Source organism: Carboxylicivirga longa (genome assembly GCF_050589825.1).
Classification (GTDB): Bacteria; Bacteroidota; Bacteroidia; order Bacteroidales; family Marinilabiliaceae; genus Carboxylicivirga; species Carboxylicivirga longa.
The window spans coordinates 160,199-172,880 of the sequence record NZ_JBNGOZ010000008.1; the positions used below are offsets into that span (position 1 = coordinate 160,199).

At 42.2% G+C, this 12,682-nt stretch carries 11 protein-coding genes; 4 read left to right on the forward strand and 7 right to left on the reverse strand.

Going from position 1 to position 12,682, the window contains the following annotated elements; genetic code table 11:
- Positions 1-2: 2 nt before the first annotated feature.
- From ACRD7A_RS09170 to hpt, 4 genes are all read right to left on the reverse strand, one after another.
- A complete protein-coding gene (locus tag ACRD7A_RS09170; RefSeq protein ID WP_430810578.1) occupies positions 3-1,838 on the reverse strand; it encodes a MutS-related protein in 1,836 nt (611 codons plus the stop codon).
- Entirely contained in the window at positions 1,808-2,806 is a 999-nt protein-coding gene (obgE, locus tag ACRD7A_RS09175) for a GTPase ObgE (protein WP_430810577.1), read from the reverse strand. Before obgE ends, ACRD7A_RS09170 begins: the two co-directional genes overlap by 31 nt.
- A 73-nt stretch (positions 2,807-2,879) precedes the next feature.
- Complete coding sequence (locus ACRD7A_RS09180) at positions 2,880-3,452, reverse strand: adenylate kinase (RefSeq protein WP_430810576.1); 573 nt, start codon at positions 3,450-3,452, stop codon at positions 2,880-2,882.
- Positions 3,453-3,488: 36 nt separating this feature from the next.
- The gene (gene hpt, locus ACRD7A_RS09185; protein ID WP_430810575.1) at positions 3,489-4,025 is read right to left on the reverse strand and encodes a hypoxanthine phosphoribosyltransferase; all 537 of its coding nucleotides are present in this window, start codon (positions 4,023-4,025) and stop codon (positions 3,489-3,491) included.
- Positions 4,026-4,260: 235 nt separating this feature from the next.
- On the opposite strand from hpt, the gene purE reads away from it, so the two are divergent.
- On the forward strand, positions 4,261-4,767 hold the full coding sequence (purE, locus tag ACRD7A_RS09190; protein ID WP_430810574.1) for a 5-(carboxyamino)imidazole ribonucleotide mutase: 507 nt from the start codon (positions 4,261-4,263) through the stop codon (positions 4,765-4,767).
- 83 nt (positions 4,768-4,850) lie between these two features.
- Here the strand turns inward: purE and ACRD7A_RS09195 are convergent, their stop codons facing one another.
- The 3 genes from ACRD7A_RS09195 to ACRD7A_RS09205 all read right to left on the reverse strand — a co-directional run bounded on the left by ACRD7A_RS09195 (position 4,851) and on the right by ACRD7A_RS09205 (position 7,201).
- A complete protein-coding gene (locus ACRD7A_RS09195; protein WP_430810573.1) occupies positions 4,851-5,279 on the reverse strand; it encodes an SPOR domain-containing protein in 429 nt (142 codons plus the stop codon).
- A gap of 114 nt (positions 5,280-5,393) precedes the next feature.
- Positions 5,394-6,092, reverse strand: a complete 699-nt coding sequence (locus ACRD7A_RS09200; protein ID WP_430810572.1) for a response regulator transcription factor — start codon at positions 6,090-6,092, stop codon at positions 5,394-5,396.
- Positions 6,093-6,160: 68 nt separating this feature from the next.
- Positions 6,161-7,201 carry a sensor histidine kinase gene (locus tag ACRD7A_RS09205; protein WP_430810571.1) on the reverse strand — a complete coding sequence of 347 codons (1,041 nt, stop codon included), beginning with the start codon at positions 7,199-7,201 and terminating at the stop codon, positions 6,161-6,163.
- A 200-nt stretch (positions 7,202-7,401) separates the two neighbouring features.
- Here ACRD7A_RS09205 and ACRD7A_RS09210 point away from each other — a divergent pair, with 200 nt between their 5' ends.
- The 3 genes from ACRD7A_RS09210 (at position 7,402) to ACRD7A_RS09220 (ending at position 12,656) form a co-directional block, all read left to right on the forward strand.
- Positions 7,402-7,854, forward strand: a complete 453-nt coding sequence (locus ACRD7A_RS09210) for an inorganic phosphate transporter (RefSeq protein WP_430810570.1) — start codon at positions 7,402-7,404, stop codon at positions 7,852-7,854.
- Between the two features lie 80 nt (positions 7,855-7,934).
- A complete protein-coding gene (locus ACRD7A_RS09215; protein ID WP_430810569.1) occupies positions 7,935-9,716 on the forward strand; it encodes an inorganic phosphate transporter in 1,782 nt (593 codons plus the stop codon).
- Positions 9,717-9,860: 144 nt separating this feature from the next.
- Positions 9,861-12,656 (forward strand): TonB-dependent receptor, encoded by a 2,796-nt coding sequence (locus ACRD7A_RS09220; protein WP_430810568.1) that lies wholly within the window; start codon positions 9,861-9,863, stop codon positions 12,654-12,656.
- The last annotated feature ends 26 nt before the right edge of the window (positions 12,657-12,682 follow it).

Sequence of the window (12,682 nt, forward strand, 5' to 3'; positions counted from 1 at the left end):
GACTAGAGTCGTACGTCCTCCCTGGGAATCAACCCCATCCGTGCCATTAAATAACTGGCATTATGACTCTGCGTGAGCCCCGTACGCAACTTATAATCAAAGCGAAGTTCGCCTGCAACAAATTGCACTTCGAAGCACCTGTTAAAAACCTGCCCTTGTGTTTGCGCGGCAAGCTGCCCGAGTTCCAAATCGTGGGTAGCTACCAAACCAGTACCGCCGTGCTTGAGCAAATGTTTTATCAGCGCCATGGAACCCTGATATTTATCCAGTGAGTTTGTGCCTTTTAATATTTCATCGAGAATAAAAAACAACGAGCCTTGCTCTTTCAAATATGCCAGTATCCTCTGAAGACGACTGAGCTCGGCAAAGAAATAAGACTCGTGCTTCAGCAAATTATCGGTGGCCCGCATATTGGTAATAAAAGGCTGTGACTTATAAGTAAACTCAAGAGCATCGACCACACAGCCATTACCTGCCAACACCAGGGACACACCCACCGTGCGCAAAAAAGTGCTTTTACCCGCCATATTTGCACCCGTAACCACGCACACCCGTTGCTTTTCATCAAAAGCAAAATCGTTTCGCACCCGCTCTGCACCAGGGATGAGGGGATGTCCTAACTGACGAGCTTGCAGGATAGTACTATCTGAAAACTTTGGAAATACATATTGCGGATGATTAAAAACGAAGGTCGCAAAACTATTCAAAGCCTCCATCTCATGCAGAGCATCCATCCACAGCTGCATGCGGCCACCATGCTTAGCATACCAACCTTGCAACTGCATGCACACCAATAAATCCCAAAGCAAAAACCCATTAAGCACCACACCAAGCAACATATTCAGGCGCTGATCGAAACGCTGAATTAACACACTGAGCCGAGCGGTTATCTCGCTAGCCGATTGTCCATCAGCGATTAAAGTATTCTTAAGGCCAAGAAGGTAAGGAGTCTCCATTTTGTTTTGCTCAACATAACGAATCAAGTGAGAATAGCGTTGTAGATAGCGTCCTAAAGAACTGACTGCTGAATGGGCCTTATTAATTTTTTTAATGGTAAGACCAACAACACCCAAACCACTAAAGAAAAGAACCAGCAACAAACTAGCCTTTAAAACGCCCGTAAGAATAAGAAATACAACCAGTATGGCAGTCAGCAGAAAGCCAAAAATAAGCACTCGCGTTCCCTTTGACAGAAAACTTAAATCGGGTTGCCGGGTTAAATCCAAGGGCTCATTCCTTTTGTTATCGGCAGCTGCCAAGGCTGCCAAAGCATAAAAATGCTGTCTGAACTCGCTTTTCTTTGCCAATTCACCCATAGCCGCCTGCCTCGCCTCTAACGCAGTGCGATTACATGAAATATGCTTGAGCTGATCAGCAAGACACTTTGCTCCTTGAGGAGTAACCGTGCGATTAATAAATTGAAAAAGAGAACCCTTGCCAAATAAATCAAGGTCGTGAGCATAGTCATGGTCATGCTCCATAAAAGCTGCGCCATCATCTGCCTCTATCCAGGTGCCGTCAATGCACGCTAATTCTTTTGCGATGAGTTCGCTGCGGTGCTTTACATACTCTCGTTGTTTCCGGATACGCCCGGCACGCCACACCAAGGCCATAAAAGCAATGAATAAGAGAGCAAAAGCAATAAAGAAGGTCAGCGACCAATAATGAAAAAACATGAAAGGCAGACTAAAGGCCGCCACAAAAAATACCAGGCGCAACCAGGCATTGACAACAAAACGCCGCTTCAGCGCCTGCTCTTTTACCTGCCAATGCCCCAGGCTTTGGGTATAAAACTGTTTGGTGTCATTTACGCGTTGGCCGCCATCAATTGCTCCCATATCATATCTTTCAGATCAGTAATGCCAATATTGGCCACCGAAGATATAAAAACATAGGGCAGATCGGGCAAGTCAGCTTTAATTTCCTCCATCAGCTCTTCATCCAGCATATCGCATTTTGAGATGGCCAACATACGACCCTTGTCGAGCAACTCAGGATTATACTGACGAAGCTCATTGAGTAATATTTGATATTCCTGCTTAATATTTTCGGCATCGGCCGGCACCAAAAACAATAGAATGGAGTTACGCTCGATATGACGCAGAAAACGGATGCCCAATCCCTTACCTTCGCTGGCACCCTCGATAATACCGGGTATATCAGCCATGGCAAAGGACTGATGGTCGCGATAAGCAACAATTCCCAGATTGGGCACCAAAGTGGTAAACGGATAATCAGCAATCTCTGGCTTGGCAGCAGACATAACCGACAAAAGGGTTGATTTACCGGCATTGGGAAAACCCACAAGCCCCACATCAGCTAATACCTTAAGCTCCAATATGGCAGCCATCTCAACAGCATCCTCTCCGGGCTGTGCATAGCGTGGAGTTTGATTGGTGGCCGACTTAAAGTTCCAGTTACCCAATCCGCCTCGTCCGCCTTTTACCAGAATGTGCTCCTGATCATGCTCGGTAATCTCGAAAAGTACCTCCCCGGTTTCAGCATCTTTGGCAATGGTACCCAAAGGCACTTCAATAATGCGATCTTCACCATCGGCACCGCTTGAACGCTGCTTGCTACCGTTGGCTCCATGACCTGCGTAGACATGGCGTTTATATTTTAAGTGTAACAAAGTCCAGGTATTGCGATTACCTCTGACAATGATATGCCCCCCTCGGCCACCATCACCTCCATCAGGACCCCCCATGGCCACAAACTTCTCGCGACGCAAATGCGTTGAGCCAGCGCCCCCTTTACCTGAGCGGCAGAATATTTTAACGTAATCAACAAAATTAGAACTCGCCATACCTACTTCTTTATAAACACAATAAGCCACGGCAAAAGAGTTATTACCGTGGCTCAAATATCGTTAAATATTATTACTTCAGCTCGTTTAGAACCTCTGAAATACGATCAAATATTTCGGTGACTTCACCAACCCCTTTGATAGGCTTATACAAACGCTTCTTGCGATAAAACTCTATCACCGGCAATGTTTGTGTTTCATACACAGAAAGGCGCTTTTTAATCGTCTCCGGATTATCATCAGAACGACCTTCTGTTTCAGCACGTTTCAGCAAACGATCCATCAACTCGGCCTCGTCTACCTCAAGGTTTAGAAGCACTGACACCTTAGTGCCATGATCCTTCATCATTTCCATTAAGGTTTCGGCCTGCGATACGGTACGTGGGTAGCCGTCGAATATAATACCCTTGCCCTGTGGCAACTTCTCCATAAAAGCATCGAGCATACCAATGATTACCTCATCGGGCACCAACTCACCCTTATCGATGTAGCTTTTCGCAATCACACCTTCGTGTGTATTGTTATGAATGGCTTGCCTTAGCAGATCACCCGTAGACACGTGAGCCAGGTTATACTTCTCGGCAATTAATTTACTTTGCGTACCCTTTCCCGATCCGGGTGCGCCAAATATGACAACATTGAGCATTTTCTTTACCCCTTAAAATGAAAAAATATATAGATGTTATTCTACTACTGTATAAATGTCTTTCAGATTTCTTCCAAATCCATCGTAATCCAAACCATAACCCACAATAAAATCGTTGGGTATGTCCATCCCTACATAATCGAGCTGCACATCACGCTTACAGGCATCCGGTTTAAACAACATGGTAGCTACCTTAACAGCCTCAGGTCCCATTTGCTTCACCTGCTCCACTGTATTTTGAATCGTTAGGCCTGTATCCACAATATCTTCGAGCAGCACCACAGTACGTCCACTAATGTCCTCATTTAAACCGATCAACTGTTTTACATTACCGGTAGACCCTGTGCCATCGTAAGACGATAGTTTCACAAAGCTTATTTGACAGGGAAAGGTAAGTCGCTTCATCAGATCAGAAGCAAACATAAACGAACCATTGAGTACACAAACCATCAGGGGATTTTTATCCTTCAGGTCGTTGTTCATTTTTTCCGCTACCTGATCAACTGCCTTTAACAGTTTTTCTTCAGGTATTGACAATTCGAATTCTCTGTCTAACAACTTAACTCGGCTCATTGCTTCTTTTTTTAATCTGGTTAAAACAACAATCCAATGTAATTGTTTGAAAAATAAATAATTACATATTAGAAGGACATTGCTTACAAATAAAAATCTGGATTTTAAGCTGCAAAAGTATAAAAAATAAGAATAACCACATGATTATAACCTTTCTTAACTATTTTTGTGACTGAAAAAAAGATCATCGAAAGTTACTCACAAAGAATTATTAAAAACCATATATCGATTAATTATGCAACCACAAGTCAGTATTATCATGGGTAGCACATCGGATCTTCCGGTGATGAAGAAAGCCGCTGATTTTTTAAATGACCTGAAAGTGCCATTTGAGATTAATGCACTCTCGGCTCACCGCACACCAGCTCAAGTAGAAGAGTTTGCCAAAAACGCTGAACAGCGTGGCATAAAAGTGATTATCGCAGCGGCCGGTATGGCTGCTCACTTGCCGGGCGTAATAGCCTCGATGGTAAAGATACCGGTGATTGGTGTGCCCATTAACGCCAGCCTTGATGGCATGGATGCCCTCTTGTCTATCGCACAGATGCCTCCGGGCATTCCGGTGGCCACCGTAGGAATCAATGGCGCCCAAAACGCAGGTATACTAGCCGTTCAAATGATTGCTACCGGCGACGCCGCCTTATCGCAACAACTCGCTGATTTTAAAGAAAGCCTGAAGGATAAAATTGTTAAAGCCAACGAAGAGCTTAAAACAGTTAAATATGCCTACAAAACAAACTAATATTGCATTAGTTACCAATTAAAAAAAAGCTTGCCACACTGGCAAGCTTTTTTTAATTCCCAATTTTTATTCTGTATTCCCGATTACTTTTTTATCAACAGCCATACATTCTCACTGCCGGCGGTATTGCGGGCAATTTGAAGTTCGGCCAGCGCTTCTGTCTTATCATGAAAAGCCTTATACGACACCTTAAAAAACTCCTCATTCGGACCATTGCGTCGCTCAATTATTTCGGCATTATACCCATCGTTTATCAACTTTTCCATGAATACATCCGCATTGTGACGCTTTGAAAAACTACCCGCAATTAGGAAGTATTTATTGGCTGGCTTAGGCGGTTCAGGGATCACCTCCTCAACAATGGGCTCCTGCACAAGGGTATCTTTTACTTCCACCTTTTTCTGGACAACGGCTTTTTTAACCGGTTTCTGTGGTACCTTGGCATCTTTGTCTTTACATCCTGCTCCTACCAACAGTGCAGTGATGGCAAAAAATGTTATTAGTTTCCTCATAGAACTAAATTTGCTTGATAAGCCCACTAACATTTAGGCATAAATTAAACAAGGATAAAAGTAAGTAATTTGCTAAGGCTATACAATATTTATAACAACTATATTGTTTTGCGATTAAACCACGAACTTATAACCCACCCCTTTAATCGTTTTAATATACTCAGAACCAAGCTTCTCGCGCAATTTGCGAATGTGCACATCGATGGTACGGTCACCTACAATAATATTTTCACCCCACACTTCATTATATATCTGCTCGCGGGTAAAAACTTTGTGCGGTTTTGATGCCAGCAATAAAAGCAACTCAAATTCCTTTTTAGGCAATACCAATTCGCTGCCCGAATTAATAACTAAATAGCGTTCACGGTCGATCACCAGGTTGCCGATATTGACAGTATCCGGCTGATCATCTAAGGTCGAAACTTCTTCTGATCGATACCTTTTGAGCAAAGCCTTTACCCGCGAAATAAATACCTTCGGTTTAATCGGCTTAGTAATATAATCATCAGCACCGGCATCAAATCCAGCAATTTGCGAGTAATCCTCACCACGGGCCGTCAGAAAAGCGATTATCGTATTCTGCAAATCGGGAAATTTTTTCAGTTCCTCGCAGGTTTCTATGCCATCCATCTCGGGCATCATCACATCCAAAACAATGAGTTCGGGCTTCTCAGTCTTAGCAAGCTCAATAGCCTCCTGCCCATTATTCGCGGTAAGCACATTGAAGCCCTCTTTACGCATATTATAACTTATAAACTCTAATATATCGGGCTCATCATCCACGAGGAGCACTTTGTAATTTTCCACATCCATAATGCTAACTTAATAAGAAAAAATAGATTCAAATAGTAATATAAAAAACATTGAGGCTACATAAAATTTCACTCTGCAGCTTTTTCAAGTGTGAAAGCAAAAACTGAACCCTGCCCGCAAACACTGCGCACATTAATGCGCTGCCCATGAGCTTCGATAAGGTGCTTAACAATGGCCAGGCCTAAACCCGTTCCGCCCTGCTCGCGACTTCTGCTCTTATCAACCCTGTAAAAACGCTCAAAGACACGCGGCAAATTTTCTTCTGCTATCCCAATACCGGTGTCCTCAACCTCCACCAAAACCCGGTTATCCATATTAAAGACGCTAACAGTGGTACTGCCTCCCTTTTTTCCATAATTAATGGAGTTAACCACCAAATTACTCATAACCTGAAAAATACGCTGCTTATCAGCCATCACATATAAAGGCGAAGCAACACCCTTACCCTGCAATAGCTTAATTTTCTTTTCCTGGGCTCTCATATCGTGCATCTCAAACACTTCATCGATTAATTGCATCAAATTAAAACGCTCAGTACTTAATTTCAATTCCCCGGTCTCGAGTTTCGATATGGCCTCCAGATCTTCAATAATGGAAATCATGCGATCAATACTCTTCTCCGTACGTGTAAGAAAACGCTTGTTGATATTAGGGTCGTCAATACCGCCATCTAACAGGGTTAGGATATACCCTTGTATATTAAAAACAGGTGTTTTAAGTTCATGCGATACATTACCCAAAAACTCTTTACGATACTTCTCCATCTTCTTCAACTGCTGTATCTCCTGAGTTCTGTCCTGCATCCAACTTACCACTTCCTTGTTAACAGTTGACAAGATATCATCGCTATCAGTCTGATTATTCGAAGCTAACGAAACCTTATCATGACTGTACACTTTTTGATATAAGGTTTTAATCTTGGAATAGATAAAGGTATTAATCAGGAAATTAACAAATGCAAAAGCGATGGCAAAGAAAACCGGCACCGAAATGACCAAGGAATAATACAGATTAGGACTATAATAATTCACCCCGAAAAAAATAAAAGCCATTACTAGAAAACCAATGGACACAAAACCAGCGATTTTCTGCGGTTCGAGAGATTTCATAACACAATAGTAATTGATCGTATATGGGCAAAGTTAACAGATTTATAAGCGTATCTCTCAAGCCATAAACCGTTCTGCCCATGTTAAAAAAATATTAAGAGCCTATTTCTTTACCAGCCTGCGATTACCTGCATTTTCTACCTTCAAGACTATGTAGAAAATAACACAAACTTAACATTGACAACATCAACACTAACTCCATGCAACCTATCTTTGCACTAAATTTCGATTGCCTTATGACTTTTATCTGGATCGCAGTCGTTCTCCTAAGCTTGCTTGCCATTATCGACGTGGTAGTCGGCGTATCTAACGACGCAGTTAATTTTTTAAATGCGGCACTTGGATCACGGGCGGCTAAGCGACAGCTGATATATTGGATTGCCGCCATTGGTCTGTTGTTTGGCTCCCTGCTTTCTGCCAACATGATGGAAGTAGCGCGCAAAGGTGTTATCTATCCTTCAAGCTTTAATTTCGTCGAACTCATGGTAGTGTTTACTGCCGTTATGATATTGGATATCATTCTTATAGACGGATTTAACACCCTTGGTTTCCCCACCTCCACAACAATTGCTGTTGTTTTTGAGCTATTGGGTGGAGCCACGGCCCTCTCGTTTATAAAAAGCAAAACTGATAATATCCAAGTCTTGAGTTAGCTCAGTTGGTTAACACCGACAAGGCCTTTATTATTCTAGCGGGCATTCTGCTGTCAATTTTCCTGGCATTTGTCGCAGGCATGGTCGTTCAATTTGTTACCCGCCTGATTTTTAGTTTTAATTACACAAACCGACTCAAATATTTATTTGCTGTGGTGGGCGGACTGGCTATTAGCACTATGGTTTTTATGATTTTTAAAAAATCTCTAAGTCAGTCGAGCCTATTTGACGGCCACCAGTGGTTTGAAGCCATCATGATCTATCAGCATGAGATACTATTGGGCATTTTTGCCGGATCCACCTTCATATTCCTGTTCTTTGGCCTATCCTTTAATTTGAATATACCAAGGATAATAGTGCTGTTCGGCACTTTTGCACTGGCTCTTTCCTTTGCAGCCAACGATTTAGTAAACTTCATTGGCATTCCTTTATCGGCCTTTGAAAGCTTTAGAGCTTTTCTGGCTTCCGGCCAATCTATTCCTGCGCAATATTCAATGGCTTTTATTAGTGATGAAGTGGTTCGCAAAGACCTCTTTAACGACTATACCTACATGCTTCTTTTTACCCTGGCGGCTGTAATTATGATTATCACTCTATTTACGTCACGTAAAGCCCGAAGTGTTACTGAAACAGAAGTATTCCTGGGACGCCAATCCAGCGGCTTCGAGCGCTTTGAACCCTCCCATCTATCCAGAATTATTGTGCGCAACGCCCTTCATGCGCACACCTTTATAATGGGTGCTTTACCCAAGCGTTTGGCTAGCCTTATTGAATCACGCTATCGCAAAGCTGAACAAATGGAGCATCAAGGCATTGACGGCATCATATACTTCGATACCGTAAGAGCAGCGGTCAACTTGGTGGTTGCCAGCGTTCTCATTTCCATGGGCACCTATCTCCAATTTCCGCTTTCCACTACTTTTATCGTTTTTATGGTAGCCATGGGCACCTCATTGGCCGATCAGGCCTGGGGACGCGAAAGTGCCGTTTATCGCGTATCAGGAGTCCTATCTATTCTAAGCGGCTGGTTTTTTACGGCCAGCCTGGCCTTTATTGGAACATTCATCTTTACCTATATTATATGGCATGGTCAGTGGATAGCCGCCCTCGCTCTTGCAGCAGTGGCCATTACATGGCTGATTATTAGCAGCAGATATCACCGGAGGAAACAAGAAGAAAAGCAACATCTTAAGGAAGAGCTTGAGGAGGGGATCGATAACAACCTGGAACACCTGGCAGAAGAAGGGGGTGACCAAATACGGCAGCACTTGCAGGAAGCCTCCAAGGTTTTTTATCTCAGCCTACAGGGCTTTATTGATGAAGATGTGCGCCAGCTATATGAGGCACATCATAAGGCACTTCTACTGAATAAATATACACGCAACAGCAAATCGAAGTTTTTTTATGCCTATGCCCACATCGCTGAAGAAAATGTCGACTCAGGCCAATACTTCGCGCAAGCTTATGATTACCTCACCGAACTGGTTAGTAGCCTGACCAATATTTCACAGATTCTGTTTTCACATATTGAAAACCAACACAAAGGCATGACAGAGGCTCAGCGCAATGATCTTCAGGAATTGCTCGATGAAGTATCCGCTTACTTCAACCACCTGATTCACATCAAAAAAGAGCAAAAATTTGACCACCTCAACGAAATAAGTAGTAAGTATAATTTTTTAATCACCTTTTTGGATACGATACGACGCAATCAAATTAAGCGCATTCAAAAAGGAAACGGCCGCACGCGCATGACTATTGTATTTATGGATGTACTGAGCGAAACAAAAAATTTGCTTCTGCATTCTGTCAACCTCATGAAGGCACATCGCGATTTCTCAAAATCCTACACGAAAAAATAGCCCGTTTTTATCCGCTTAATAATCAATTAACACTGGCCAAAAGCACATAACATACTATTAATGTTTTGTTCACTTTCGCTTATCAGCTTCGCCTAATCAATGCCCTACTTTTGCTCGTGAAAGAATTGAATTATTGCGAGGAAAATGAAAAGACAAGTATTTGGAATTTTGATTGCATGGCTGATCAGCCTGACAACAGGATTTGCACAAACAGGCAGGTTAAAAGGGAAAATCACCGATAGTGACACAGGAAAGGAACTTATTGGTGCAGCTGTAGTAATTGATGGCACCTCCACCGGCATCACCACCGATGTGATGGGGGATTATAACCTGAGCGCCCTGAAGCCTGGCACCTACACACTTCGCTGTCAGTATATTGCTTACGAGCCCCAAGTAAAAGAGCAGATAGTAGTGCGCGAAGGAAAAGAGACGATCGTTAACTTCTCGATGGATGAGATAAAGCTTGATTTAAGTGAAGTAAAAGTGGTTGCCAAAGCCAACCGGGAATCTGAAAATTTTTTAATGCTGGAACAGCGGCAGGCAGCCATGGCCGTTGAATACATCGGAGCCTCACAGCTATCGGCACAAGGGGTTGGCGATGCGGCTTCTGCGGCAACGAAAGTTTCCGGTATTGCAAAACAGGAAGGCTCACAGTCGTTGAATGTTCGTGGATTAGGAGACCGATATAATACAACTACTTATAATGGACTTCCATTACCCTCAAATAATGCTGAACTTAAAAACATCGACCTGGGGTTGTTTACAACAGATGTAATTTCTTATATGAATATTGAAAAGACCTACTCAGTACCTTTATATGGTGACTTTGGTGGTGCTAATATTAATATTGTATCTAAACGCTTAACGGGAGATTCATTCCTCACTTTAAGCGTTAAAGGATCTCAAAACTCAAGTTTATTCAACTTAGATAAGTTCTACTTAAACGATGGCCCGGGGAAAACAGGTTTTTCAACTACAAAATTACCTGATATTGATGCGGTCAAAAATAGAGAAGCCTATGGTTTCGAAAACTCATGGAATCCGGTTGAAAGTAATGTTGTACCTGCCTTTGGCATGGGAGTTTCAGGTGGGAAGTCATTTGAACTAAACGAAGTATCAAAGCTAAATACCTTTTTTACCTTTTCATTTGAGAATGACCGTAGCCATACTGAAAAGCTTGAGCGCGTTGTTAATGCAGGAGGTAATGCCTGGGATGATCTGAGGGGTGATGAATACAATTATGCTACTCAAACAAGCGGGATGATTAATCTTAATTACGCTCGTCCTAACACGGAAATATATTTCAATAGTTTGATGCTTAACACATCGAAGCAGGAGCTGACAACCATGGCTGGTCATATTCGTGATGTAAACGATGACCCCAAAACACCTGGTTTAAAGCGTCGTGGCGATTTTCAGAGAAACTTTGTATTAGTGAATCAGCTGCTTGGCGAGCACAAGTTAACTGAAGCTACTCAACTTAATTGGGGACTAGCCTACAACTATGTTTGGAACAGTGTGCCCGACCGTATTGAGAACACCTACCTTTTCTATTACGAAGACACCAATATGGGTGAGTTGGATACCGAGGCTGTTGGTCGTAACTACCGCTACGCACAGGAGTTCGATGATAATGAAATTGCGGCTAACTTTTCAATTTCTAAACAATTTGGTGAAGGCTTAACTGACGATGCTGACTACCGAAGCAAAGTAACTGCCGGTTATTCAGGTCGGATAAAAGTAAGAAACTTTGAAAACTATCAGTTCAACCACCAGGTGCTGCATGCAGGTACAATGGTTGATATTGATAAGGTGGATGACTTCTTTAATGAAGAAAACTTTATTGATCGCTTATTCCGAATTGACACACCAACAGCAGGTGATGAAAACGGAGAGCAGAAATATGGAGAGAGTTATGAAGGTAAAGTGAATATTCACGCCGGCTTTCTAATGTATGAGTACAATGTATCGCCTAAGCTCCTTGTACTAGCAGGTATTCGTGCCGAGCGTGTATTTCAGGAAATGAAAACACGTTCTCGTCAAAATATCACTGGTCGTACAGAAAAGATTGACTTTAACCAATTTAAAGTACTACCAAGTTTATCATTGAAATATGCAGCTACTCAAAAATCAAACTTCCGTTTTGCAGCTTCACAAACCTATACCTTACCTCAGTTACAAGAGATGCCGTTTATTGCCTTTGCCGGGTTAACGGACGTTATCTGGGGCAACCCTTGGTTAAGACCATCAACAGTTTACAACGCTGATTTAAAATGGGAATTCTTCCCCAAGAATGGAGAAGCAGTAAGTGCTAGTGTTTTTGGGAAGTATATTAACGAGCCCATCAATAAGTTCACTATTGCCGGTACATTTAATGAGTTTGTAAACGCCAACACGGGCGATGCAGCGCATGTTTATGGAGTTGAGGTAGCGGCCAAAAAAGATCTGTTTAACTTTAGTACAGATGATCAAATCAGAAAAGTATATGCTTCAGGTAATATAACGGTAATGACATCTCAAACAGATATTAATACCGATAAAATCAGAAAAGAAACCAACTATAACTTTAACGCTAATTTTAACAAGGAAACATCTGAGCTGCAGGGTGCTGCCCCATTCTTGGCCAACCTAACATTGGGGTATAAAAAAAGGTGGGACGAAAACAATAAAACCATCAGTATTGCCGGTGTTTATAACTACACCTCAGAGCGATTATATTCGATCGGACACTCAAACATGGGGGATCAGATTGATCAGGCTGTTAACACCGTTGATTTTATTGTGAAAACAAAGTTCAACAAGTTTGGAATTGACTTCTCGGCAAAGAATATACTCAACCCATATTTTGAACGCATACAGAAAAATATGGATGACGACCACTTAGTTCGTCAATATAAACGGGGAGCAACATTCAGTTTATCATTAAAATACAATTTCTAATAAGACTATATTTAACTTAACATTTT

Excerpts from the sequence above, each read along its gene's own strand:
- ACRD7A_RS09200 (WP_430810572.1), bottom strand. The coding sequence starts at position 6,092 with ATGGATGTGGAAAATTACAAAGTGCTCCTCGTGGATGATGAGCCCGAT.
- ACRD7A_RS09215 (WP_430810569.1), top strand. The coding sequence starts at position 7,935 with ATGGTCGTTCAATTTGTTACCCGCCTGATTTTTAGTTTTAATTACACA.
- ACRD7A_RS09205 (WP_430810571.1), bottom strand. The coding sequence starts at position 7,201 with ATGAAATCTCTCGAACCGCAGAAAATCGCTGGTTTTGTGTCCATTGGT.
- purE (WP_430810574.1), top strand. The coding sequence starts at position 4,261 with ATGCAACCACAAGTCAGTATTATCATGGGTAGCACATCGGATCTTCCG.
- ACRD7A_RS09195 (WP_430810573.1), bottom strand. The coding sequence starts at position 5,279 with ATGAGGAAACTAATAACATTTTTTGCCATCACTGCACTGTTGGTAGGA.
- ACRD7A_RS09220 (WP_430810568.1), top strand. The coding sequence starts at position 9,861 with ATGAAAAGACAAGTATTTGGAATTTTGATTGCATGGCTGATCAGCCTG.
- ACRD7A_RS09170 (WP_430810578.1), bottom strand. The coding sequence starts at position 1,838 with ATGGGAGCAATTGATGGCGGCCAACGCGTAAATGACACCAAACAGTTT.
- ACRD7A_RS09210 (WP_430810570.1), top strand. The coding sequence starts at position 7,402 with ATGCAACCTATCTTTGCACTAAATTTCGATTGCCTTATGACTTTTATC.
- obgE (WP_430810577.1), bottom strand. The coding sequence starts at position 2,806 with ATGGCGAGTTCTAATTTTGTTGATTACGTTAAAATATTCTGCCGCTCA.
- hpt (WP_430810575.1), bottom strand. The coding sequence starts at position 4,025 with ATGAGCCGAGTTAAGTTGTTAGACAGAGAATTCGAATTGTCAATACCT.
- ACRD7A_RS09180 (WP_430810576.1), bottom strand. The coding sequence starts at position 3,452 with ATGCTCAATGTTGTCATATTTGGCGCACCCGGATCGGGAAAGGGTACG.